This is a genomic window from Mycolicibacterium sp. SMGY-1XX, assembly GCF_059132455.1.
Window position 1 is genome coordinate 5550184 of sequence record NZ_CP101139.1, and the last position, 23850, is coordinate 5574033.

The window sequence follows — 23850 nt, forward strand, 5'->3', positions numbered from 1 at the left end:
CCTGTCTGGGGATCTCCCTTCAAGGTCAATCTCTAGGAGACGGCCAGGGCCCCGATGTCCTCGAAGGTCTTGAACACCTCGGCCTTCTTGACGGCGACGTCGGCGTCGGCGACGTCGCGGGGGAACGGCAGCGTCAGTCTGATGTCGTCCGCGAGCCGGCCGCCCTTGGCGAACACCAGGATCCGGTCGGACAGCTCGACGGCCTCACCGACATCGTGCGTCACGAACACCACCGTCTTGCCGGTCGAGGCCCAGATGGTGTGCAGCTCGGAGCGCAGCGTGCGCGAGGTGATGGCGTCGAGATGGCTGAACGGCTCGTCCATGAACAGCACGTCGGGCTCGGTGGCGAACGCCCGGGCGATGCCGACACGCTGCTGCATACCGCCGGACAGCTCACCGGGATACTTGTCGCCCTTGTCGCCCAACTGCACCATCTCCAGGTAGTGCTGGCAGCGCTTGCGGGTGGCCTCCGACCTGTCCTTCTGGACGAACAGCATGTTGTCCATCACCGACCGCCACGGCAGGAGCCGGGCCGCCTGGAACACGTAGCCGGCGCGGGCGGGTCTACCGTCCTGGGTGATGGTCACCCGGCCGCTGGTGGGGACGTCGATCTTGCTGAGGATGTTCAGCAGCGTGGACTTGCCGCAGCCGGAGGCGCCGACGATGGAGACGAACGTATGGCCGCTGATCTCCAGGTTGACGTTCTCGAGGGCGATGACCTTGTCGGCACCGAGGCCGAACTCCTTGTGCAGGTCAGAAACGATGATCTCGGCCATCAGATTTTCCTTCGGGTGTCGGGGGTGTCGGGGTCGGTCTCGTCGGGCAGCGCTTTCGGACCTTCGGTGGCCAGGGTGATGCTGCCCAGCGCTGCGCCGGTGGTGGTTCCCGCGGACTCCGCAGCCTTGACCGCGGCCTTCGACGGCCCGTCGAAGCGCTCTTCGACCACTTCGATGTCGACGGCGGGCCGCCACTTGAACAGACGCTTGGACAGCTGGTCGAACATGAACTTCTCGAAGATCAGCGCGAAGACGACGAACAGCAGGGCGTAGCCGATCACGCCGTAGGCCCGGTGGGCGTCGTACCAGAACTTGATGGTCCAGCCGGCGCCGTCCTGGCCGCCGAACACCTCGGCGACCACCAATCCCTTCCAGCCCAGCGCGAAGCAATAGCGGGCAGCAGCGAACAGGAACGGCATCAGTGACGGGATGAGTACCTGACGGATGACCCGTTTGCGTGGCACGTCGAACGCCCGCGCCATGTCGAACAGGTCCGTCGGTGTGTTCCGCACGCCCTCGCGGACGTTGATGATCACGAACGGCACACCGGTGAGCACCACGGTGATGATCGGCCCGAGATCACCGAACCCGAACGCCAGGCTGCAGAACAGCGCCCAGGCCAGGTTCGGCATCGCCAGGATGGCCACCACCCAGTCGTTGAAGAAGGCGTCGACGGCCTTGGACAGGCCCATCGCGATACCGATGACGGTGCCGATGATCAACGCGATCACCATGCCGACAGCCAAGCGCTGCAACGAGATACCGAACGTCACGTACATGTTGTGCGGTGCCAGGGTGTCACCGCGGATCTCGTCGGCCATGAAACCGAAGACCTGGCCGGGGGTGGGCAGGACGTCGACGGAGAACGGCCAGATGGTGGTGACGAGCTTGATGGCCAGAACCCAGAAGACCAGGCAGACCAGAGGGAACAGGATGCGGCCGGTCATCGAGCTGCGGGTCAGCTTGCGCCACAGCGTGGTCAGCGGCGACGGTGGCGGCGGGCCGATGTGCCTGGATGCGCGGGTTTCGTTCAGGACACTCATGACTTGAGTTCCCCTCTCCAGGAGAAGAACCGTCGTTCGATCGACTCGAGGACCACCTTGTCGAGGAACAGCGCGACGAAGTAGAAGGCGAGAATCCAGGTCAGGAACTCATCGAGCCGGAAAAGCTGGGTGGCGGTGCGCATTTCGAAGCCGATGCCCTGCGACGCCGAGAACACCTCGGTCAGCACGGTCACCTTCCACGCGATCGAGAAGCCGAACCGCACGGCGGTGAAGGTGAACGGCGCCAGGTGCGGAATGACGATGTGCCGGTTACGTTTCACCACCCCGACGTCGAACGACTTCGCCATGTCATTGAGGTCCTTGGGTATCGACTTGATGCCCTCGGAGATGTTGACGGTGATGATGGCGAAGGTGGTCAGCACGATCGCGATGATGGGGCCGGCAGTGCGGTTGCCGAAGATGATCGCGGTGATGAGCGCCCAGATCAGGCCCGGGGTCGTCACACCGATGGTCACCGCGTCACGGAAGAACCCGTTGAGGAAACGGTTCTGCATCAGGATGCCGATACCGATACCGACGATGAACGCCAGGAAGAAACCGATACCGATGCGGGTCAAGGTGGTGGCGAAGGCACCGGGCACTTCACCCGAGGCCCACAATCTGCCGAAGGTCTCGAAGACCGTCGACGGGCCGGGAAGCAGCCGCTCGTCCATCAGGTTCCCGGAGGCCAGTTCCCAGATCCCCAGGAAGAACACGTAACCGGCCAGACGCCAGCCCCATGTCGTCAATCTGTCTTTGCGTTTCGCCGCGCGAACGATGTCCTCTTCGCTCGTCCGCGTAGGCGTCTTGGGTGGTGACTCCAACGTCGTGGACACTGTCGCCTCTCGTGTTGTCGGGAGTGTCGGGCTCAGGGGGTCTTGACGGCCTCGAAGCGCGGGGTGGGCGCGTCGGCGGGCAGGTAGTTGGCGTTCTCGGGGTTGAGGTTCTTCATCAGGTTCCAGATCTCGGTCTCGACGGGGATCCAGTCGGGCTCCAGCGCCACCTTGTCGACGAACCAGTCGTTGTCCCCCGACATGAACTCGATCATGTAGTTGATGTCCTCTTCGGACTCGACCGAGAAGTGCTGCGGGTACTTACGGATGACATCGGCCTTCTGCTCCTGGAACATCTCGACACCGTGCTGCCAGAGTTCGAGGAACTTCTCCGCGAGATCGGGATTGGCGTTGTACCACTCCTCGGTGGCGGTGAAGTTGTTGCCGACCACATGAAGCTTGTCGTCGCTGTCGGGAGCGAATTCCTTGTAGAGCTGGAACGGCAGCTGGCCGCCGTACATGATCTCCAGCTCGCCCTTGCGCAGCTGGGGTACGGCCGCCTCGGGAATCACGGCGGCGGCCTCGCAGTCGCCGCGCAGCAGGTTGGTCGGGTTGACGAAGTGGTCGTTGACGATCAGCTGGAAGTCGCCGCCGCCGACGCGGTAGTCGAGGTCGTGCATCTCCTTGGCGAGCACGGTCCAGAACGCAGTGTTCGACGTCGGGCCGGAGACGCAGATCTTGCTGCCCTTGGGGATGTCCTCGAGCGTCTCGTACGGATCGCCCGCGCGCTTGAGCAACGGCACCCGCTGGTAGTTGTACTTGCCGAACGTCACCGTCTTGATGCCCGTCTGCATCTCCAGGACCGGGGTCTCCTGGGTGGACATCGACACGATGTCGCCATGGCCGCCGGCGAAGTAGGTGAATTCGTCCCAGGTGGTGCTGGTCTCGATGGTGATGTCGTTCTCGTCCTGCCACTTGGCCAACTCACCGGAGTCGGAGAGCAGATCCCAGACCGGATCCGGTGCGAACGCGAAACGGATGACCTTTCCGTCACCGCCTGATGCGCTCTCGGAGCCACCGCCACCGCAGCCGACGACAAGCGTCAGTGCCATGGTGGCGGCCGCGGCGACGCGGAGTTTCTTCAAAACGGTCACGGGCGCTCCTCCTTAAGTGCACATCCACCGTCTTTGGCGAATGCAGACTGTGACATGTGCCACTCAGTACAGTGCCAGCCCGCGCCAGGGCATATGTCGTCGCACGTGAATTTCTCGTCAACTCGTTGTCGCGGCCTGTGACGTCCCCCGGGTGGGCGCCGGCGCGTTGACGTTTCGCGTGATCCCGGCAGACGGGATATCGCGTTTCACGCCACTGATCTGGGCCGGGCCCGCGCCGTCTACTGGAACCACCTGTCCGTCGCGATCTGGAGGACCCATGCGACTCGGTTACTTCTCGATGCCACTACATCCCGCCGGCCGCAAGTGGTCTGAGACCCTGCGCGAGGACCGGGAGGCGGTGATCCTGGCCGACCGGCTCGGTTTTCACGACGCCTTCATCGGCGAACACCTGACCGATCGGCACGAGAACATCACCAACAGCCTGGTGTTCCTGGCGACGCTGATCAGTGACACCCAGCAGATCAAGCTGGGTACCGGCACCACCAACCTGTCCCAGCAGCACCCGGTGCTGGTGGCCGCCAACTCGGCCATGTTCGACCATCTGGCCGACGGCCGGTTCATCCTCGGCGTCAGCCCCGGCGCACTGCCCTCGGACGCCGAGGTGCTGGGCATCCTCGACGAGGACCGCAACGAGATGTTCGCCGAGTCCATCGACATCATCACCGCCATCTGGGAGAGCGAACCCCCGTACAAGCTGGTGAAACCGGGTGGACGCTGGCCGGTCACCACCGAGAAGACGTTCAACGACCAGATGGGTGTCGGCATACTGCCCAAGCCCCTGCAGCAACCGCGCCCGGAGATCGTCGGTACCGTCGTCGCGCCGTTCTCCAAGGGTGTCATCGCCATGGGCGCCAGGAACTTTCATCCGTTGTCCGCGAACTTCCTTCTGCCGCAATGGGTTGCCACACACTGGCCGAATTACGTGCAAGGCAAGGAGTCGGCGGGCGAGGCGGCCGATGTCGCCGACTGGCGGGTGGCCCGCACCGTGTTCGTCGCCGACGACGCCAAGGTCGCCGAGGACTACGGCCGGCTCGACCCGCGCAGCCCCTACCGGTACTACTACGAGAAGATGCTGTTCAAGATGCGCAAGATCGGCCGACTCGAGCTGTTCAAGTCGCGCCGCGACCAGCCCGACGACGAGATCACCGTCGATCACGTGCTCGACCAGTTGGTGATCACCGGCACTCCCGACTCGGTGGCCGAGCAGTTGATCGAGTTCCGTTCTCACACCGGCGATTTCGGTGAATTGGTGTACGCGGGGCTGGATTGGGTGGACCCGGGATTGGCGCGGCGGTCGATGGAGCTCATGGCCGAGAAGGTGATGCCGCTTGTCGATGCAGGCTGATCGGTTGCCGCTTCCGGACGCGTTGACGGCCGAGCAGAAGACAGCCGTCGAGGCAATCACCGCCGGGCCGCGCGGTTCACTGTTCGGCCCGTTCCTGCCACTGCTGCGCAGCCCGGAACTGATGACCCGACTGCAACAGGTGGGGGCCTATCTGCGCTTCGACTCCACGGTTCCCCTGCACCTGCGGGAGTTGGTGATCCTGGTGGTGGCCCGCGACTGGAACCAGGATTTCGAATGGGGCTACCACGCGCCGCTCGCGCGCTGCGCCGGCCTCGACGACGCCGTCGTCGAGGCCGTGAGCCGCGGTGCCGCCGTCACCGGACCTCCAGATGTCCACGCGGTGTGGACGCTGGTGCGGGAACTGCTCGACACCCGCCGGGTCTCCGATGCGGTTTTCGACCGGGCCCGCGATCACGTGGGTGAATCCGGTGTCGTCGACCTCATCGCCGTCGCCGGTTACTACACGACGCTGGCGATGACCATGAATGCCGCGCACACACCGGTACCCCCGGAATACGAACGCCTACCGCACACGAGGAGTCACGCATGAGCACCACATCTGTCCCGTTCGTACTCTTACACGCCCTCGGGTCCGACCACCGGTTCTGGGATCCGGTACGCGCCGCGCTGGGACCACACCCCTCGGTGGCACTGGACCTGCCCGGCCACGGCAGCGCACCCGCGCTGCCGCCGGGAACCGGGATCGACGCCTATTCGGAGGTGGTGGCCGACCAGATCGCCCTGTTGAGCACGCCGGTGCACCTGGTCGGGATCTCACTCGGTGGGCTGGTGGCCCAGCAGCTGGCGGCCACCCGCCCCGAGCTCGTCGCCTCGGCGTATCTGGTGGACACCGTCCCCGTCTATCCCGAGGCGATGCAACAGATGTGGCGCGACCGCGCACACACCGCACGCACCGACGGCATGGCGGCGCTGGTGGATCCGATGGTGGCGATGTGGTTCACCCCTGAGCTGGCGGACGCCGGTGACCCGCGAGTATTGCAGGCGTGCAGCACTTTCCGGGCGACTGACCCGGAAGGCTACGCCCGTTCCTGCGATCTGTTGGCAGAGACGGACCTGCGCGACCGGCTGACGGGTGCGCTGCCGCCGACGGTGGTGGTGTGCGGTGAGGACGACACTCCGCCGTTCCGGCAGGCCGCCGCATGGCTGGCCCAGACCACAGGTGCCGGGCCGGTGTACTGGCTGCCGGGCAAGCACGCCTGCGCCGTGGAGTTCCCGGACCGGTTTGCGGCGGTGCTGCGCAGCGCGGTTCCCGCCTAGCTGTCTTCCGATGGCGGGAGCAGGCGCATCAACCGGGCAGCCACCTGCAGCTCGGTGCGCCGCTCCCCCATCGGGTGACCCAGCAGTTCCTCGGCCTTGTGCAGCCGGTTACGCACCGTGTGCTCGTGCAGTTGCAGATGCTCGGCAGCTGCCACGTGGGAGCCGAAACGGAAAGAAGCTTCCAGTGTTTCGCGTAACCGCGCGGCGTCGACCGTGTCCAGGGCCAGCGGGCCCAGCTCGCGTTCGACGAACTGGCGGGCCAGCCGCGGGTCGCGCATCAACAGGATCTCCAGGCCGACGTCGTTGTGGTGGACCACCGACGGCGCACCGGGCCGATCCGAGGCGGCGCGGATCCTCTCGGCATCCGTCGCCTCGTCGAGAGTGACCCGGAACCCGTCGATGCCGGCATGTGCACCACTGATCGACGCGGGCACGCCCGCCTCGCTGAGCACCTGGTCCAGCGATTCGAACATCGCGCGCTTCCACTCCCCGATGCGGCCCAGCCAGACCACCGTGGAATTCAGGCTCAGGGGATACACCAGCGACGACTGGCAGCTGACCGCCGTGCGCATGCCGACGGCCAGCTGGGTGGCCGCACCCTCGGCCACGGTGGGCAACAGGACGGCGATGTGCCGGCCGCCGAGCTCGTAGGCCAGGATCGCGGCATCCGATCCCGAGAGCGCCTCCCCCTCGCCACGCAGGATGTCCTTGACCAGGCTGCGTCGCATGTGCGCCCGAGACCGGTTGAGCGCCTCGTAATCCCGGGTGTAGGTCTCGGCGACCTGCGATGCCACGAAGTCCTGGTAGGCGAGAATGGTCTGGGTGAGCAACTGCTGGGCCAGCGTCGCCTCGTCGCGGTCGACATCGCGCGCCACGATGATGTCACGCAGGTGCGAGCTCCACGCTTCCCACATCGTGAAAAAGCTGATGCGGTAGGACCGTTGCATCGATTTCTGCGGAATGCGCAGCTGGGCTTGCACTTTGGCGAAGGACAGCACCTCGGTGAGGTACACATCCTCCAGGGCGATCTCACCGGCCACCACCGAGCGCAGTGCCCGGGCGTTGGCGCGGGTGCTGGCGGTCAGCGCGGCGCGGAAGTCGTCGTCGTGAGCGTGGGTGGGGAACGCGATCGCGACGCAGCGACCGATGATGCCCTCGACCAGACTGTCGGCGTCGAAATCCCGCGCCAGAGACCGCACCCACTCCGGCAGCGGCCGGTTGTCACGCCACAATTGCAACGGCGTGGGCATGACGGCCTCACCTGCGGGCACGTCCTGGGTTCGGTCGACGGTGGTCGTCAAAGGGCACCCCTGTCCAGCTTTGCAATCGATTGTAGAGCGATCCTAGTCACAGATATACCGTGAGGGTGGGCCCCGTCACACACTTTCGGTCGCGCCGCTGAGCGCAGATCGGGTGATGGCCTCGAAGGTGCGCGCATTGACCACCATCTCCTCCATCGGGACCGGGTACTCGACCTCACCGGCGACGGCTCGGGCGAAGGTCTCGATGTTCTCGCGCACCGACGCGTGCGGCGGGAAGAACTCCGACTCCGCCTCCTGGCCGCGGATCTGCCGCGTGACGTCCCAGCCCCGGGGCTCCTCGGGATGGTTACGGTCGCGGATCTCCGCCCAGCCCTGCGAGCCGAGCACCGTCACCCGGCCGACGAACGGCGTCGTCAAGATGGCGGTGATCAGGGCCGTCTGCCCCTTCTCGAAAGCCAGGGTGATGGTCAGGGTGTCGCCGTTGGCGAACGTCGTCGCCTGCGTCGACAGTCGCGCCCACACCTGCGTGGGCCTGCCGAAGATGCTGATCGCCAGGTCCACCAGATGGATACCGGTGGCCGAGAGCGGCCCCACCGGCGCCTCGACGGCGGACAGGCGCCAGTTGTCGGGCGCGAGGTCGAGGAACTTGTCTTGGCTGAAGTTGCCCTCGAACACCAACGGGGTACCCAGCTCGCCGTCGGCGATCGCACGCCGCAGGTTCTGCACCGCCGGCTCGAAGCGGCGTTCGTGACCGATGCCCAATGTGAGGCCCGCGGTGGTCATGGCATCGACGGCGCGCTGCGCCTCGTCGCCGGAGACGCTCAGCGGCTTCTCGCAGAACACATGTTTGCCGTGCGCGGCGGCGTCGACGATCTGCTCGGTGTGGAATTTGTGTGGGGTACACAGGATCACGGCGTCGAGATCGTCGACCTCCAACGCCTCGGTGTACTCGGCGTACACGTCGCGCACCCACGGCCGTACCGCCTCGCGCGCGGCTGGATCGAGGTCGACACCGGCTATCACCTGAACCTGATCGCTGTTGGCGAGGTCGCGCACGATCTTGCCGCCCCACCATCCCAGGCCCACCACAGCTACGTTGATCACGCCCTCAGTCAAGGGCTTCGGCCGCGGCCAGACAGTGTCTGCTCCCGTGAAGTTCCGGGGTGCAACTGCCGCATTGCGTCATTGGCCGAGGGTGCGTGTCTCTAGACGCCAGTGGCGGAGGGGCAGATTCACGAACTCCGTGAGTGATTCCCGGGCGGCGCGGACCTTAGATGAAATCAGCTCGGCATCACCTTCGGGGCTGAGCTCTTCAGGGCTGACGGGAGACATACGCATGACACAGGAGTACGTGACCACGGGGCCGGCGGTGGACGCCGATCTCTTCCGTCATGTCGTCGGTCACCTGGCCAGTGGTGTGACGGTGCTGACCACGCGGGTCGACGGACGCGATCACGGGATGACGGCGAGCTCGGTGACATCCCTGTCGACCGATCCACCGATGATGCTCGCCTGTGTCAACAACGCAGTGCCCACGTCGGAGGCGATCTCGCGCAGTGGCCGCTACACCGTCAACGTCCTGGGTCAGGCTCACGGGGACATCGCCTACCAGTTCGCCTCGCCGCGGCCGGACAAATTCGCCGGCGTGGCAATCGACCGGGGCGGCGCCGGTGTGCCGATGCTCGCCGAGGCCATCGCCTCACTGGAATGCGAGGTCACCGAACAGGTCATCGGCGGCACACACACCATCTACCTCGGCCATGTGGTTGCCGCGACCGCGCGGGAAGGCTCGCCGCTGACGTATTTCCGTGGTGGCTTCGGCCGATTCGAGTTCGAACGCAATGACGGCGCCTATCAGCAGGCGCGTGACATGGTGCTGTCCCGGGTCTTCGGTCCCGGTGAGGTGATCACCGTCGATCATCTGGCCGAGCGGCTGGACGGCGACCGGGCGCGAGCGTTCTACGCGTTGACCCGCCTGGCTTCCGACGGGCTGGTGTTGCGCGACCCCGAACGCGGTTATGTGATCGCCGCTTTCGACGTGCGCACCTCTGATCAGACCTTCGAGGCACGGCTGGCCATCGAGCTGGGCGTGATCGACTGCGTGATCGGCCGTGTCGACCCGCAACTGCTGGCCACCGCCCGCACGCATCTGGAGACGATGTCGCGGTGCCTGGTCGGCGATCATTTTGTGGATTTCCACGCCTACCTGGACGCCAATTACGCGTTCCACGAGGCGATTGTGGCGTTGTCCGGAAATCAACTGCTGACCGCCGCGTTCTCGTCGCTGAGTATCAAGAATGTGATGACCCGCAGCTTCGGTATCACCGCGCAGTCGTCGGCGGCCTTTCTGACGGTACAGCGGGACCTGCTGGTAGCGCTGGAGAACAACGATGCCACCGCCGCCCGTGCCGCCGCCCGGGGTTACTGCGAGCTGGCCAAAGCCCGCGCCCGCCAACTACTTTCGCTGACCGGCGGCAAGGTGTGATTTGGGCGCGCTGGTAACCGCTCAGCGGTTACCAGCGCGCCCAAATCGCTAACTGGGGACGTGCAGCAGCAGGGCCGAGCCCTGACCGGTGCCACCGCACAATGCCGCGGCACCCGTACCGCCGCCGCGGCGCTTGAGCTCCAGAGCCAGATGCAGCACCACCCGGGCGCCGGACATGCCGAGGGGGTGCCCGATCGAGATGGCGCCACCGTTGACGTTCACCTTCTCCGGATCAACCCCCAGCGCCTTGGTGGACGCGATGCCCACGGCCGCAAAGGCCTCGTTGATCTCGATGAGGTCCAACGCTTTCGGGTCGATCCCCTCCTGCGCGCAGGCGGCGATGATGGCGTTGGCGGGCTGCTGCTGCAAGGTCGAGTCGGGGCCGGCCACCATGCCCTGGGCACCGATCTCGGCGATCCAGTCCAGGCCGAGCTCCTCGGCTTTGCGCTTGCTCATCACCACCACGGCGGCCGCGCCGTCGTTGATGGTCGAGGCGTTGCCCGCGGTGATGGTGCCGTCCTTGCGGAACGCGGGCCGCAGCTTGGACAGCGCCTCCGCGGTGGTGTCGCCGCGGATGCCTTCGTCGGCGGTGAACTGGATCGGCTCACCGCGACGCTGCGGAATCGCCACCGGCACAACCTCGTCGTCGAACAGGCCGTCCTTCCAGGCCGCCGCGGCGCGCTGATGTGACCGCGCGGCGAACTCGTCCTGTTCGGCGCGGGCCAGGTCATTGGCGTCCTCGGTCAACGCACCCATGGCCTCGTCGGTGAACACGTCACGCAGCCCGTCATAGGCGAGGTGGTCGGTGACCGTGACGTCGCCGTACTTGAACCCGCCGCGTGATTTCGGCAGCAGGTGCGGCGCCTGGGTCATCGACTCCTGTCCCCCGGCCACCACCACATCGACCACCCCGGCACGAATCAGCTGATCCGCCAGGGCAATCGAATCCAGCCCGGACAGGCACACCTTGTTGACCGTCAGCGCGGGCACCGACATGGGGATACCGCCGGCCACCGCGGCCTGCCGCGCGGGCAGCTGTCCCGCACCCGCGGTGAGCACCTGGCCCATGATGACGTACTGCACCTGCTCACCGGAGACACCCGCCTTGGCCAGTGCGGCTTCGATTGCGATACCGCCCAATTGGGCCCCGGAGAAGTCGGCCAGTGACCCCATCAGTTTCCCGACCGGCGTGCGCGCGCCGGCGACGATCACCGAGGTCATGACAGCACCCACGTCAGCGGCGCGTCGGTGGCGGCCACGACGTCGGCGTAGGTGACACCCGGGGCGAGTTCGCGCACGGCCAGCGTGCCGTCGCCGGTCACGTCGAGCACGGCGAGGTTGGTGATGATCCGGTTGACCACCCGGGCACCGGTCAACGGCAGCGAGCAGGTGTCGACGATCTTCGGTGCTCCCGAGCGGTCGGTGTGCTCCATCAACACGATCACCCGGTCGGCGCCGTGCACCAGATCCATGGCACCACCCATGCCCTTGACCATCTTGCCGGGGATCATCCAGTTGGCCAGATCGCCGTAACGCGAGACCTGCATGGCGCCGAGCACGGCGGTGTTGATGTGGCCGCCGCGGATCATGCCGAAGGAGCTGGCCGAATCGAAGAACGCCGCACCGGGATTGACGGTGACCGTCTCCTTGCCGGCGTTGATGAGGTCGGGGTCGACCGCGTCCTCGGTGGGATAGGCACCGGTGCCCAGGATGCCGTTCTCGGAATGCAGCGTGACCCGCACATCGGGGCTGAGGTGATCGGGGATCAGGGTGGGCAGGCCGATGCCGAGGTTGACGTACTCGCCGTCGATCATCTCGGCAGCCGCGCGGGCGGCCATCTGGTTACGCGACCATCCGGTCAATGTTGCAGTCATCGTCAGGCCTCCTGGGTGGCGCGCACGGTGCGCTTCTCGATGCGTTTGTCCTGCGGGCCGGTGTGCACGATGCGCTGGACGAAGACCCCGGGCAGATGGACCGCGCCGGGTTCGATGTCACCGGGCTCCACCAGGGTCTCCACCTGGGCGACGGTGATCTTGCCGGCCATCGCGGCCAGTGGGTTGAAGTTCATGGCCGACTTCTCGAACACGAGGTTGCCCGCGGTGTCCCCGAGCCGGGCGTGGACCAGCGCGAAGTCGGCGTTGATGGCCTCCTCGAGCACGTAGTCGCGGTCCCCGAAGGTGCGCGTCTCCTTCTTGGGGGAGGCGATCGCCACCGAACCGTCCGGCGCGTACTTCCAGGGGATCCCGCCCTCGGCCACCGGTGTGGCCACGCCGGCGGGGGTGTAGAACGCCGGGATGCCGGCGCCGCCGGCCCGCAGCCGCTCGGCGAGCGTGCCCTGCGGCGTCAGCTCGACCTCGAGCTCGCCGGCCAGGTATTGCCGGGCGAACTCCTTGTTCTCCCCGACGTAGGACGCGGTGACCCGACGAATCCGGCCCAGGCCCAGCAGGATTCCGAGCCCGTGGTCGTCGACCCCGCAGTTGTTGGAGAACACCTCGAGGGCACCTGCGCCGGCGTCGGCGACAGCCTGGATGAGTGCGTCGGGAATGCCGCACAAGCCGAATCCGCCGACGGCGACGCGTGCACCGTCACCGATGTCGGCGACAGCTTCCGCCGCCGAGCTGTAGACCTTTGAAGACATGAAGTGTTCCGTTCTGTGTTCATTGATCAGACATCCGTTGATCGCTGACACCGATTGTCAGTGGGGCTGTGCAGTAACGGAACCCATCTCCAGGAATTCGGCGCAAGCTGCTCGCTTGGTGAGCAGTGAACGCTATTGCGTTCACTGAGTGGACGCTAGGCTGATCGCGTGGACGGAGTGATCGCACGGGTGGGCGCACTGCTGCGGGCCGTCGGCGCTCGCGAGTCCTCGGGCGGTTCCACCACCGAGGTGGCCACGGCCGCCGGCCTCGCCCGGCCCACGGCGCATCGGCTGCTCATGGCCATGGCCGAAGAAGGCCTGGTGGACCGCGACCTCAAGACCGGCCGATGGTCGCTGGGTCCGGAGCTCTACCTGCTGGGCGCCAGCGCCGCCAACCGCTACGACATCGTCGAGCAGGCCCGTGACATCGTGGATGTCCTGGCCCGCGAGTCCGGTGAGAGCACGTTCCTCTCGGCCCGCCGCGGTGACGAGACGGTGTGCGTGCACTCCCAGGAGGGCAGCTTTCCGCTGCGTTCGCACGTGCTGCACGTCGGCATCCGGTTCCCCCTCGGGGTGGCCTCGGCCGGTCTGGTGATCCTGAGCCATCTGCCCGACCGCGACATCGACGACTACTTCGCCCGCACGAACCCCGAACCCCAGTGGGGAGCGCCGCACTCCGAGACGGCCATCCGCGAGCGGATCGCCGCGACCCGGCGCACCGGATACGCCGTCAACCCGGCGTTGTTGGTGGAGGGCAGCTGGGGAATCGGTGCGGCGGTCTTCGACCGCAACGGCCAACCCGCCTGGGCCCTGAGCCTCACCGGCGTCGAGACCCGGTTCAAACCCGCCCGCCGCCGCGAGCTGGGCGCGCTGCTACTGGAACAGGCGCACCAGCTGTCGCTGCGGCTGCGCTGACCCCCATTCCGCCGAGCGCGCGTGTCTGTACACCTTCTGCGGGCGTGTCGCGTGCAAACGCGCGCGTTCGCGCCATCACCCGGCCGGCGCGAGCGCACGTGTTGGTACGTCCGGGCGCGGCGAGTCGTGTACAGACACGCGCGCTCGCGCTGACGGGGGTCAGCTGAGTGGGGTCAGGAGTTGGTGGCCAGCGTGAGTTCGGCGAGCTTGATCGCCTGACCACACGCGTCGATACCCGGCGCCTGGGGGTTGATCCACCAGCCCACCACGCCCGCGGCGTCGCTGGCCACACCGCACGAACCGGTGGCGTCCCCGGTGCGCATCACGATGGACTGGATTCCGGCGATCCGGCGGTCCTCGATCTGGTAGTTCAGGGCCTCGGCAACCTGACGTTCGTTGTCGAGGCTGCCCTGCTCGAACCAGAACCGGGTGATGTCGATCAGCCCGGCGGGGTTTGCTGCCTGCCACCGGCACACCGCGCCGATGAACGTGCTCTGGATGTCCAGCGGATCCGCCCCGACCGTCTCGGCCAGGATGTCCTGGGTCAGCACGTCACATTCCTTCAGGAGGTTGGGGTACTGCTCCTGGGAATCGTTGTTGCGCGGGGTGTTTCCCGCTCCAGCCTGCAGGGCGGTGCCGTCGACGGTGCGCGAACAGCCGGCGATCATGCCCACGCTGGCGACCACGACGGCGGCCGTGACGAGGAATCTGTTGCTCATTTCGCGTTCACGATCGATTGCCGGGTCAGTTCGGTGGCCACATCACACGGCGGCGGGTAGTTGTCGGCGGCGAAGCTGACCGACCATTCGATGAAGTCGTCGTCGAACTGGATGCCGATCTCGCAGAGGTTGTCGCCGAGCGTCGGGTCGGTGCCGATGGCCACGAAGCCGTCATGCCCCTCGATGGAAATGTCTTCCACGCTGGTCCGGGACAGTTCCTGCGTCTTGCGTTCACGACCGATGGGGCTGCCGCGGAACCAGGTGAAGGAGAAGTGCGGGCCGACGATGCCACCGTTCTGAAGCCATTGGCAGCCCACCGAATTGGTGGCGGTGTTCTTCAGGCCGGAGACCCGGGTCAGCTGTTGCATGGTCTCGTCGGTGATCCCGCCGCACTGGGGGAAGATGGGGCCGTGGGAAGCGTTCCCACCTTGTTGCTGAGGCGACGACGATTCGGGCGCAGGCTCACTGGGGCTCTCGCCCTCGGAACAACCGGCCAGCAACGGCAACACAGCCACGGCTGCGATCGCCAGCTTGGTCACGTTGCGCTTCACAGCTATGCGCACCTCTTCTTCCCGATACTTTCCCGCCCGTGCGTGCCTTGGGTCCCCCGCCATGCACTGTAGCGGCCACACCTGGCGGTAACCACCGACACGCCCGTTGACCTGGCGCTTTGCTGCGGCACCAACGCAGTGCGACAGTAACGAGATGCTTGCAGCGCTGTTGCGGCACTATGTGCGGCCGTACCGGCGGCTGGTGGCCGGGGTGATGGCGTTGCAGATCATCAGCACTCTGGCCTCCCTCTACCTGCCGACGGTCAACGCCGCGATCATCGACGACGGCATCGCCACCGGCGACACCGGTACGATCATCCGGCTCGGCATGGTGATGCTGGCGGTGACCGCGTGTCAGGTGGTGTGTGCCGTGGGGGCGGTGTATTTCGGTTCCCGCGCCGGGATGGGGTTCGGGCGGGACCTCCGGGCGGCGATGTTCCACCACGTCACGACGTTCTCGGAGCACGAGACCGCGCGATTCGGCGCACCGTCGCTGCTGACCCGCACCACCAACGATGTGCAGCAGATCCAGGTGCTGGTGCAGATGACGTTCACGGTGTTGGTGACCGCGCCGATCATGTGCGTCGGTGGTATCGCGATGGCGGTGCACCAGGACGCCGGGCTGTCGTGGCTGCTGCTGATCAGTGTGCCGGTGCTCGGGGTGACCAACTACTGGATAGTGCGGCACCTGCTGCCGATCTTCCGCCGGATGCAGCAGCTGATCGACGGCATCAACCGGGTGATGCGCGACCAGCTGGCGGGCATCCGGGTGATCCGCGCGTTCGCCCGCGAACCGTTCGAACGCGACCGGTTCGCCGTCGCCAACAAGGCGTTGTCGGACACCGCACTGGACGCGGGCCGCTGGCAGGCCCTGATGCTGCCGGTCACCACCTTGACCATCAACCTCTCCAGCGTCGCGCTGATCTGGTTCGGCGGTATGCGCATCGACGCCGGGCAGATGCAGGTGGGCTCGTTGATCGCGTTCCTGAGCTACTTCATGCAGATCCTGATGGCGGTCATGATGGCCACGATCTTCCTGGCCATCCTCCCCCGGGCCTCAGCCTGTGCAGAACGCATCACCGAAGTGCTGTCGACGACCCCGGCGATCACGAACCCCGCAGAGCCGGTGGCGCCGCACCGTACCGGCGTGATCGAGGTGGACGACGTCACCTTCCGGTACCCCGGCGCCGACCGCGCTGTGCTGCGCGGAGTTTCGTTCACCGCCCAGCCCGGCAGCACCACCGCCGTCGTCGGCGGCACCGGCTCGGGTAAGTCGACATTACTGTCGCTGATCACCCGCATGTACGACGTCACGGCGGGTGCGGTGCTGGTGGGCGGTGTCGACGTGCGCGACCAGAACACCGAAACCCTGTGGTCGGCCCTCGGATTGGTGCCCCAGCGAGGTTATCTGTTCTCCGGCACCGTCGCCGACAACCTGCGGTACGGCAAGGCCGACTCCTCGGATGAGGAGATGTGGGAGGCGCTGCGGGTGGCCTGCGCCGACGAGTTCGTGGCCAAGTCCCCCGACGGCCTCGACATGCGGGTGGCCCAGGGTGGTGTCAACTTCTCCGGGGGTCAGCGGCAGCGGCTGGCGATCGCCCGGGCGGTGATCCGCCGTCCCGCGGTGTACCTGTTCGACGACGCCCTGTCCGCCCTGGATGTCAACACCGACGCCGAGGTGCGCGCACGGCTGCGTGCCGTGGCTGCCGATGCCACCGTCGTCATTGTGGCCCAACGCATCTCCACGATCACCACAGCGGACCAGATCCTCGTCCTCGAGGACGGCCAGATGGTGGGCGCCGGGACGCACGAGGCGTTGCTGGCCGACTGCCGCACCTACCAGGAGTTCGCCGAGTCGCAGGCGCTGCGGGTGGGAGATCCGCGGTGACGGGTCCCATGCGTGGAGCGATGCGGATGCAGCAGGAGCCTGCGGACCGCTCCCGCGACTTCAAGGGCTCGGCTCTGCGACTGGTCAAACGGCTGACGCCGCACCGCTGGCTGGCCGCCACCGTGATCCTGTTGTCGATCGCCGGGATCGGGATCGGGGTGATCGGGCCGCGTATCCTCGGGCACGCGACCGATCTGTTGTTCAACGGGGTGATCGGCAAACAGCTGCCGGCCGGGCTCACCAAAGAGCAGGCCATCGACGCAGCACGCGAACGCGGGGACTCCACCTTCGCCGATCTGCTGTCGGGCATGAACGTGACCCCCGGCCAGGGCGTGGACTTCGCCGCGGTGGCGCGGACGCTGTTGCTCGCGCTGGGTTTGTATCTGCTTGCCGCACTGCTCATCTGGATCCAGGCCCGGCTGCTCAACGTCGCGGTGCAACGCACCATGGTGGCGCTGCGCTCCGATGTCGAAGACAAGGTGCACCGGCTGCCGTTGTCGCACTTCGACTCCCGCCAGCGCGGTGAGCTGCTGTCCCGGGTGACCAACGACGTCGACAACATCCAGACCTCGGTGTCGATGACCATCAACCAGCTGCTGTCCTCGGCGCTGACCATCGTGGCCGTGCTGGTGATGATGCTGACCATCTCACCGCTGCTGGCGTTTCTGACCGTGGTGACAGTGCCGTTGACGCTGTGGGCGATCCGCTCGATCACGCGTCGCTCGCAGAAACTGTTCATCGCGCAGTGGCGCAACACCGGACGCCTGGCCGCCCACATCGAGGAGACCTACAGCGGGTTCACCGTCGTCAAGACCTACGGCCACCGCGCCAGCGCCCAGGAGCGGTTCCGCGAGTACAACGACGACGTTTTCCATGCCAGCTTCGGCGCCCAGTTCTTCTCCGGGCTGGTGGGCCCGGCAACGATGTTCATCGGCAATCTGAGTTACGTCGCCGTCGCCGTGGTGGGCGGGCTGCAGGTGGCGACCGGGCAGATCACCCTCGGCAGCATGCAGGCGTTCATCCAGTACGTACGGCAGTTCAACCAGCCGCTGGGCCAGTTGGCGTCGATGTTCAACACGCTGCAATCCGGGATCGCCAGCGCGGAGCGGGTGTTCGGCTTCCTCGACGAAACAGAGGAACCGGCCGATGCACTGGCCACCCTGCCGTCGGGGTCCGCTCCGCGCGTGGAGTTCGACCATGTGTACTTCAGTTACCGGCCGGACGCCCCGCTGATCGAGAATCTGTCGCTGGTCGCCGAACCCGGCCACACCGTGGCGATCGTGGGACCCACCGGGGCGGGCAAGACCACCCTGGTGAATCTGCTGATGCGGTTCTACGAGCTGGATTCCGGGCGGGTGCTGATCGACGGGGTGGACACCGCCACCGTCAGCCGCGAGTCGTTGCGCTCAGGAATCGGCATGGTGCTGCAGGACACCTGGTTGTTCGCCGGCACCATCTACGACAACATCGCCTACGGCCGGCCGGATGCGTCCGACGACGAGGTGATGGCCGCTGCCCGGGCGGCGTACGTGGACCGGTTCGTGCACATGCTGCCTGAGGGATACGACACCAGGGTCAATGACGACGGCGGCAAGATCAGCGCCGGTGAGAAGCAGCTGATCACCATCGCCAGAGCGTTCCTGGCTGCGCCCCGCATCCTGGTGCTCGATGAGGCGACCAGTTCGGTGGACACCCGCACCGAGTTGTTGGTGCAGCAGGCGATGAGTGAATTGCGGCGGGACCGAACCAGTTTCATCATCGCGCACCGGCTGTCGACGATCCGCGACGCCCACGTGATCGTCGTGATGGACGGCGGCACCATCGTCGAGCAGGGCACGCACGCCGAACTGGTGGCCGCGCGTGGGACCTACTGGCGGATGACCCAGACCTAGTCCGCGAGACTGCGGACGGTGCCTGATCTCGGCGTCAGAGCTGCGGGCCCTGGTTGCGCAGTTCGTCGACCTCGGTCATGGCGTTGCGCAGCTTGTCCAGCCATTCCTCGGCATGTTCGCCCACGAGCTTGACCGACCAGGCCAGCGCCTCTGAGCGTGAGCGGGCCACACCGGCGTCGACGAGGGTGTCCAGCACCTGACGCTCCGGCTGCTTGAGCCGGGTCATCACCGGTACGGCGATGTGGGTGAACAGGATTCGCTCGGTGTTGTCGCCGTCGGCGACCTCGACCCCCCAGGAGACTTTCCGGCGGTAGCGGTCTTCGGCTTCGTCGGCGATCCGCATGCGCTCGGAGCGGGTCTCCTCGCGGAATCGGGCGACCCGGCCCGAGGCACGGGCGGGTGTCTCTCCATCGGCAGCGGGCAGCCGCCCGATGACGGTGATCTCTTCCTTGTCGACGGCCACGGTCGGGTCACCGTCGAACCAATCGGTGGGAAGCCGGCCGGCGAACCAGTCGGCAGCGTCGGCGGCATCCGGCTGAGGCCGGGAGTGATGGCGTTTCATGATTACATGATTACACCGTTACAAACGGATGGGAGCGGCGTTCACCGTCAGCGAACGGATCGGTTTTCAGCGTTGGAGCAGCAGCGCCGCACCACCGCCCAGCAGCAGAGCGATCAGCAGGACCGTGGCCCAGCCGGCGCCGAAGAGCCACCACACCACGCCGAGCGCAATCACGGCCGGAGACGCCACGAACAGCGCCATACCCGGATGTTGCTTGAGGACGGCGAAGGCGCTCTGCGCCCGCGCCCGGTCGATCTCTTTACCCGCCATGGCCTTCAGAATGCCAGCTCAGCCGCGGTGCCGAAGGCCCCTTCGGCGAACCGCGAAGCCATCACCGGTCCGCCTCGGTGTCTTAGGGTGGATGTCCGGCACGTTGTAACCCCTGCGAGGAGATGACCGTGACTGGACCACACCAAGGCAGCTGGCAGCCCGACCCCGAAGGCCGGTACGACTACCGGTGGTGGGACGGGCACCAATGGACTGACCAGATCTCCCACCAGGGCCGCATGGGCACCGCGGCCCTGGGCGCCCCGCCGCCGTCGGAGCAGCTGTCACCGGCTCCCGAAGACCAGACGCCCCAGTCTTTCACCGCCGCGCAGTACACATCCGAACCCCAGACTCCGCAGTCGTACGCCCCTGCGGGCGGTGACGGGTTCGCCGGGATCAGCGGCCCACTGGTGGATGGCCGGTTCAGCGAGAAAGAAGCCCAACCGATCGCCAACCAGAACCTCAAGATGCTGCGGGTGCGCCTCGGCGAACCGTTCATGGCGCGGCAGGGTTCGATGGTGGCCTATCAAGGCAACGTCGACTTCGCGTTCGAAGGCAGCGGCGCCTCGAAGTTCATCAAGAAGGCGTTGACCGGTGAGGGTCTGCCGTTGATGCGGTGCCAGGGCCAGGGTGATGTGTTCCTGGCCGACCGCGCGTACGACGTGCACCTGCTGCAGATCACCAACTCCGGTCTGTCGATCAGCGGCAAGAACGTCCTGGCGTTCTCGTCGAGCCTGGACTGGAACATCGAGCGGGTGCGCGGCGGCAGCATGGCCGCGGGCGGGCTGTTCAACACCACATTCCGCGGATCCGGTTGGGTGGCGCTGACCACCGACGGCCCGCCGGTGGTGCTCAACGCCGCCGAAGCCCCCACCTTCGCCGACACCAATGCGATCGTCGCGTGGTCGGCCGGCCTGCAGACCCAGCTCAAGACCAGCTTCAAGGCCGGGGCGTTGATCGGGCGCGGTTCCGGCGAGGCGGTGCAGGTGTCCTTCCACGGGCAGGGATTCGTGATTGTGCAACCCTCGGAAGGGATTCAGATCCCGACGCAGTAGTCCCGGGCACTCAGGCCCGCCGGGCCCGGAACAGCTTCGTCTCGCCTTTCACCCCCTTGAGGTGTTTGGCGCCGGCGAACGACCACTGGTACCGCTCGGCGTCACCGATCACCTCGCGGGCGGACTCGGCCACCAGCACCGCGCCCGGCCGGGCGGCGCCGGTGACCCGGCTGGCGAGGTTGACCGGGCTGCCGAACCAGTCGCCGGCGCGACTGACGGCTTCGCCGTAAGCCAACCCCACCCGCAGCCGCGGGAAATCCTCGTCCGCGCGGGCGGCGTCACAGAGTTCGAGCATCGCGTCGAGCAGCAGCGCAGCGTCGGGACAGACGAGCATGACCGCGTCGCCGATCGTCTTGACCAGGCGCACCGGTGGGACTGCGACATCGCGGGCCATATCGGCCAGGCGATGGGCCAGCCGCTCGAGCTGCTCGGGTTCGACGGCCTCGCCGAGGCGGGTGAAACCGACGAGATCGGCGAAGGCCACCGCGATATCGCGGGCCCCGGGAAGCGGTGCGCCGGCGGCGCGTTCGCTGGCGCTGACCGCCTCGGTTTCCATGGAATGGCGCAGTTGCAGCAGCAGCATGTCGTGCACCAGCTCGCCCAGCAGCGGCTCGACCTGTGTCACCAGCGCCTCGAGTCGCCCCGCGATCTGCAGTTCGGTGGCGCCGGGCTCGAGCACCGCCGCGAGCCCGGTGAAGCGCATGACTTCAGCTGCGGTGGCCAGTCCGTCGGCCAGAGTCCGAGCCACCTGCACCAGGTTGTCGGGTTCGATACCGAGCTCGGCGAATCTCTGTATCACGGAGGCGATCTCACCGTCGGCGCGCAGGAACACCGCCGCGTCGGGATCCTCCACCCGCGGCAGGCCGACCGCCCGCAGCACCCGCTGCACCAGGTCCAGGTCCATACCGGTGGACTCACTGATCTCCCGAGTCGAGACATGAGTGCCGTCGTCTCCGAGGATCCGGCGCGGCGCCAACAACATGGGCGAGAACGATTCACGGATCTGCCCGGCGGTGATCCCCCGCTCCAGCAGCCACCGGATCAGCTCGGCGCGTTCGGAGCGCGTCGGCTCCGCCAGTCCGTCCAGGAGTTCCGCGAGTTCGTCAGCCACGCCTCAAGGTACAACGCGGGCGTCGCGGACCGCGGGTGCCGTCGACGGTGCCAGCAAATCGGCCATGTCGTCGGGGTAGCGCACCTCGACCGTGGCGGTGTCGGTGAACCGATAGGGCCGCCCCGACACGATCCCGGCGAATTGCTTTCGCAGACGCGACATCTCAGCCCTGACAGTGACCACCCGGGTGGCGTCCCCATAGAGATCAGTGGCCAGCTCGGGTGCGGACCGGCCGTCGGGATGGCGGGCCAGGATCAACAGGATCTCGGCGTGCCGCAGCGAGATGTCATGACGCCAGCTGCCGAACTGGCCCACCATCTCCAACGCCGGCGCACCCGAAGCCCGCAGATCCAGTGTCACGTTGGCCACGGCGGGCACCGCATCATTATCGGCCACCCGCACCAGCCAGCCACCGGGCAACAGCTCGATATCGCACATGCCCAGCGGCGGCACCCACGCCCGTCCGGGCCGCAGCTCATCCGGCAACAGGATGCGGTTGTGCAGGGGCAACGAATCCACGGCGGCCACCCAGCCGTCGTTGTCGACCGCCAGGGCCGGCGCACCGATACGGGCCAGGATCGGCGCGGCGACGGTGCGCAGCCTGTTGAGCGTGCGGTCATGCTGCTCACGCAGATGCGATTCGGCGAGGCGGGCGACGACATCGACCAACGCGACGGTGGTCGGGTGCACGGTGGCGGCGGGGCCGGAGACGTCGACGACGCCGATGACCTGGCCGGTGCGGGGGTCGCGGATGGGGGCGCCCGCGCAGGTCCACGGGTGGTGGCTGCGCAGGTAGTGCTCGGCGCAGAACACCTGCACCGCGCGGTGCGAGGCCAGCGCGGTGCCGATCGCGTTGGTGCCCACCGCGTCCTCACCCCAGTGCGCGCCCTCGATGAATCCGAGCCTGTCGGCGTTGGCGAGCACCTGCGGCGAACCCGAGCGCCACAGCACCCGGCCGCGCGCGTCGGCCACCACCAGGATGTTGTGGCCTTCCGCCACAAGGGATTCCAACCCGCGCGACACCTCGTCGAGCACCGCCATCAAACCCGATGAGCGCCGCAGTGCGTCGACGGCACCGGCCTCCACCACCGGCGGGGTGTGATTGTCGGGGTTGATTCCCTTAGCCTTCATCCGCTGCCACGAATCTCCGATGACCGAGCGGGGCCGCGCCGGAGCGCGGTTGCCCGCCATGGTGGCGTCGTAGACCGCCGACATCAGCCGCGCGTAACTGCGCGGATCTTCGCCGACGGCGACGGCGGGTTCAGGCACGTGCATCGCCCATGATTGTGCTCCCCGTCACAGGCAGGCGCCAGCGCCGCTGGTCAGCCTCACCGGTAGACCAGCCCGCCGTCGATCAGCCCGGACTGGCCGGTCATGTAATCCGCGTCCGGTCCGGCGAGGTAGGACACGAAGCCGGCCACATCATCGGGGGTCTCGGCCCGGCCCAAGGCGATGCCGCCGACGAACTTGTCATAGGTCTCGCCCTCGGCGGCGCCGGTGAGTTCCGCGAACCGCTTGTCGATCTCCACCCACATGTCGGTGCCCACCACCCCCGGGCAATAAGCGTTGACCGTGATGCCGTCGACCGCGTGTTCCTTGGCCGCAGCCTGGGTGAGCGCCCGGACCGCGAACTTGGTGGCGCTGTACACCCCGAGCATGGCGAAGCCGTCGTGGCCGGCGATCGAGGAGGCATTGATGATCTTGCCTTTGCTGCCCGTGGCCTTGAATTTCGCGGCCGCGGCCTGGATACCCCACAGCACACCGTTGACGTTGATCGACCAGATCCGTTGCACCTCTTCCGGCGTCACATCGGCGATCGGACCCACCAGGGCGACGCCGGCGTTGTTCACCATGATGTCGAAGCCGCCGAGCGCTTGCGCGGCATGGTCGACGGCAGCGAAGACCTGGTCGCGGTCACCGACGTCGGCCACGAATGTGGTGGCCTTCTGCCCGATTTCAGCGACCTCGTCCGCGACGGCGTTGATACCGTCCGGTTGCACGTCCACCAGCGCGATATCGGCGCCGTCGCGCGCCAACCGCAGGGCGATACCGCGGCCGATACCCCGGCCGCCGCCGGTCACCAGAGCTACTTTTCCGTTGAGTGTCATGATGTCC

The 23850-nt window shown here is 66.9% G+C and carries 24 protein-coding genes; 8 read left to right on the forward strand and 16 right to left on the reverse strand.

Going from position 1 to position 23850, the window contains the following annotated elements; genetic code table 11:
* Positions 1 to 32 precede the first annotated feature (32 nt).
* The 4 genes from NL241_RS26510 to NL241_RS26525 are packed head-to-tail and all read right to left on the reverse strand — an operon-like array spanning position 33 to position 3746.
* Positions 33 to 776, reverse strand: a complete 744-nt coding sequence (locus tag NL241_RS26510) for an ABC transporter ATP-binding protein (protein ID WP_494395476.1) — start codon at positions 774 to 776, stop codon at positions 33 to 35.
* The gene (locus tag NL241_RS26515; protein ID WP_494395477.1) at positions 776 to 1819 is read right to left on the reverse strand and encodes an ABC transporter permease; all 1044 of its coding nucleotides are present in this window, start codon (positions 1817 to 1819) and stop codon (positions 776 to 778) included. Before NL241_RS26515 ends, NL241_RS26510 begins: the two co-directional genes overlap by 1 nt.
* Positions 1816 to 2655, reverse strand: a complete 840-nt coding sequence (locus tag NL241_RS26520) for an ABC transporter permease (protein ID WP_487694517.1) — start codon at positions 2653 to 2655, stop codon at positions 1816 to 1818. Before NL241_RS26520 ends, NL241_RS26515 begins: the two co-directional genes overlap by 4 nt.
* Before the next feature lie 32 nt (positions 2656 to 2687).
* Positions 2688 to 3746 (reverse strand): substrate-binding domain-containing protein, encoded by a 1059-nt coding sequence (locus tag NL241_RS26525; protein ID WP_487694518.1) that lies wholly within the window; start codon positions 3744 to 3746, stop codon positions 2688 to 2690.
* Positions 3747 to 4023: 277 nt separating this feature from the next.
* Between NL241_RS26525 and NL241_RS26530 the strand changes: the two genes are divergently transcribed.
* The 3 genes from NL241_RS26530 to NL241_RS26540 are packed head-to-tail and all read left to right on the forward strand — an operon-like array spanning position 4024 to position 6390.
* On the forward strand, positions 4024 to 5112 hold the full coding sequence (locus NL241_RS26530) for an LLM class flavin-dependent oxidoreductase (RefSeq protein WP_494395478.1): 1089 nt from the start codon (positions 4024 to 4026) through the stop codon (positions 5110 to 5112).
* Positions 5102 to 5662, forward strand: coding sequence for a carboxymuconolactone decarboxylase family protein (locus tag NL241_RS26535; protein WP_494395479.1), 561 nt, complete (start codon positions 5102 to 5104; stop codon positions 5660 to 5662). The genes NL241_RS26530 and NL241_RS26535 overlap by 11 nt, the downstream gene beginning before the upstream one ends.
* On the forward strand, positions 5659 to 6390 hold the full coding sequence (locus NL241_RS26540; protein ID WP_494395480.1) for an alpha/beta fold hydrolase: 732 nt from the start codon (positions 5659 to 5661) through the stop codon (positions 6388 to 6390). The genes NL241_RS26535 and NL241_RS26540 overlap by 4 nt, the downstream gene beginning before the upstream one ends.
* Here the strand turns inward: NL241_RS26540 and NL241_RS26545 are convergent.
* Positions 6387 to 7691 (reverse strand): PucR family transcriptional regulator, encoded by a 1305-nt coding sequence (locus tag NL241_RS26545; RefSeq protein WP_487694522.1) that lies wholly within the window; start codon positions 7689 to 7691, stop codon positions 6387 to 6389. The two genes, NL241_RS26540 and NL241_RS26545, sit on opposite strands and share 4 nt — an antisense overlap.
* Before the next feature lie 75 nt (positions 7692 to 7766).
* Positions 7767 to 8756: a Gfo/Idh/MocA family protein gene (locus NL241_RS26550; protein ID WP_487694523.1), complete on the reverse strand. Its 990-nt coding sequence runs from the start codon at positions 8754 to 8756 to the stop codon at positions 7767 to 7769.
* A gap of 232 nt (positions 8757 to 8988) precedes the next feature.
* Here NL241_RS26550 and NL241_RS26555 point away from each other — a divergent pair, with 232 nt between their 5' ends.
* Complete coding sequence (locus NL241_RS26555; protein ID WP_487694524.1) at positions 8989 to 10137, forward strand: flavin reductase; 1149 nt, start codon at positions 8989 to 8991, stop codon at positions 10135 to 10137.
* Between the two features lie 48 nt (positions 10138 to 10185).
* Here NL241_RS26555 and NL241_RS26560 read toward each other — a convergent pair whose 3' ends face one another.
* The 3 genes from NL241_RS26560 to NL241_RS26570 are packed head-to-tail and all read right to left on the reverse strand — an operon-like array spanning position 10186 to position 12775.
* Positions 10186 to 11358, reverse strand: coding sequence for an acetyl-CoA C-acetyltransferase (locus NL241_RS26560; RefSeq protein ID WP_494395481.1), 1173 nt, complete (start codon positions 11356 to 11358; stop codon positions 10186 to 10188).
* Positions 11355 to 12011, reverse strand: a complete 657-nt coding sequence (locus NL241_RS26565; RefSeq protein ID WP_494395482.1) for a 3-oxoacid CoA-transferase subunit B — start codon at positions 12009 to 12011, stop codon at positions 11355 to 11357. Before NL241_RS26565 ends, NL241_RS26560 begins: the two co-directional genes overlap by 4 nt.
* 2 nt (positions 12012 to 12013) lie before the next feature.
* Positions 12014 to 12775: a CoA transferase subunit A gene (locus NL241_RS26570; protein ID WP_494395483.1), complete on the reverse strand. Its 762-nt coding sequence runs from the start codon at positions 12773 to 12775 to the stop codon at positions 12014 to 12016.
* 168 nt (positions 12776 to 12943) lie between these two features.
* Here NL241_RS26570 and NL241_RS26575 point away from each other — a divergent pair, with 168 nt between their 5' ends.
* The gene (locus NL241_RS26575) at positions 12944 to 13690 is read left to right on the forward strand and encodes an IclR family transcriptional regulator (RefSeq protein WP_487694529.1); all 747 of its coding nucleotides are present in this window, start codon (positions 12944 to 12946) and stop codon (positions 13688 to 13690) included.
* Between the two features lie 173 nt (positions 13691 to 13863).
* Here NL241_RS26575 and NL241_RS26580 read toward each other — a convergent pair whose 3' ends face one another.
* Together NL241_RS26580 and NL241_RS26585 are read right to left on the reverse strand one after the other, a co-directional pair.
* Positions 13864 to 14409: a DUF3558 domain-containing protein gene (locus NL241_RS26580; protein ID WP_487694530.1), complete on the reverse strand. Its 546-nt coding sequence runs from the start codon at positions 14407 to 14409 to the stop codon at positions 13864 to 13866.
* Positions 14406 to 14960 carry a DUF3558 domain-containing protein gene (locus NL241_RS26585; RefSeq protein WP_487694531.1) on the reverse strand — a complete coding sequence of 185 codons (555 nt, stop codon included), beginning with the start codon at positions 14958 to 14960 and terminating at the stop codon, positions 14406 to 14408. Before NL241_RS26585 ends, NL241_RS26580 begins: the two co-directional genes overlap by 4 nt.
* A 154-nt stretch (positions 14961 to 15114) precedes the next feature.
* Here NL241_RS26585 and NL241_RS26590 point away from each other — a divergent pair, with 154 nt between their 5' ends.
* Both NL241_RS26590 and NL241_RS26595 read left to right on the forward strand, forming a co-directional pair.
* Positions 15115 to 16848 carry an ABC transporter ATP-binding protein gene (locus tag NL241_RS26590; protein ID WP_494395484.1) on the forward strand — a complete coding sequence of 578 codons (1734 nt, stop codon included), beginning with the start codon at positions 15115 to 15117 and terminating at the stop codon, positions 16846 to 16848.
* Positions 16845 to 18740 (forward strand): ABC transporter ATP-binding protein, encoded by a 1896-nt coding sequence (locus NL241_RS26595; RefSeq protein WP_494395485.1) that lies wholly within the window; start codon positions 16845 to 16847, stop codon positions 18738 to 18740. The genes NL241_RS26590 and NL241_RS26595 overlap by 4 nt, the downstream gene beginning before the upstream one ends.
* A 34-nt stretch (positions 18741 to 18774) precedes the next feature.
* Here NL241_RS26595 and abmR read toward each other — a convergent pair whose 3' ends face one another.
* Both abmR and NL241_RS26605 read right to left on the reverse strand, forming a co-directional pair.
* Positions 18775 to 19302, reverse strand: coding sequence for an ATP-binding transcription factor AbmR (gene abmR, locus NL241_RS26600; RefSeq protein WP_494395486.1), 528 nt, complete (start codon positions 19300 to 19302; stop codon positions 18775 to 18777).
* A 66-nt stretch (positions 19303 to 19368) separates the two neighbouring features.
* Positions 19369 to 19572, reverse strand: coding sequence for a hypothetical protein (locus NL241_RS26605; protein WP_494395487.1), 204 nt, complete (start codon positions 19570 to 19572; stop codon positions 19369 to 19371).
* Between the two features lie 122 nt (positions 19573 to 19694).
* On the opposite strand from NL241_RS26605, the gene NL241_RS26610 reads away from it, so the two are divergent.
* Positions 19695 to 20624: an AIM24 family protein gene (locus NL241_RS26610; RefSeq protein ID WP_487694536.1), complete on the forward strand. Its 930-nt coding sequence runs from the start codon at positions 19695 to 19697 to the stop codon at positions 20622 to 20624.
* A gap of 10 nt (positions 20625 to 20634) precedes the next feature.
* Here the strand turns inward: NL241_RS26610 and NL241_RS26615 are convergent, their stop codons facing one another.
* Genes NL241_RS26615 through NL241_RS26625 form a run of 3 tightly spaced genes read right to left on the reverse strand, consistent with a single transcriptional unit; the run spans position 20635 to position 23843 of the window.
* Complete coding sequence (locus NL241_RS26615) at positions 20635 to 21735, reverse strand: adenylate/guanylate cyclase domain-containing protein (protein WP_494395488.1); 1101 nt, start codon at positions 21733 to 21735, stop codon at positions 20635 to 20637.
* Positions 21736 to 21738: 3 nt separating this feature from the next.
* Entirely contained in the window at positions 21739 to 23010 is a 1272-nt protein-coding gene (locus tag NL241_RS26620; protein ID WP_487694539.1) for a helix-turn-helix domain-containing protein, read from the reverse strand.
* A 53-nt stretch (positions 23011 to 23063) separates the two neighbouring features.
* The gene (locus NL241_RS26625; RefSeq protein WP_487694540.1) at positions 23064 to 23843 is read right to left on the reverse strand and encodes an acetoin reductase; all 780 of its coding nucleotides are present in this window, start codon (positions 23841 to 23843) and stop codon (positions 23064 to 23066) included.
* Positions 23844 to 23850: the final 7 nt, after the last annotated feature.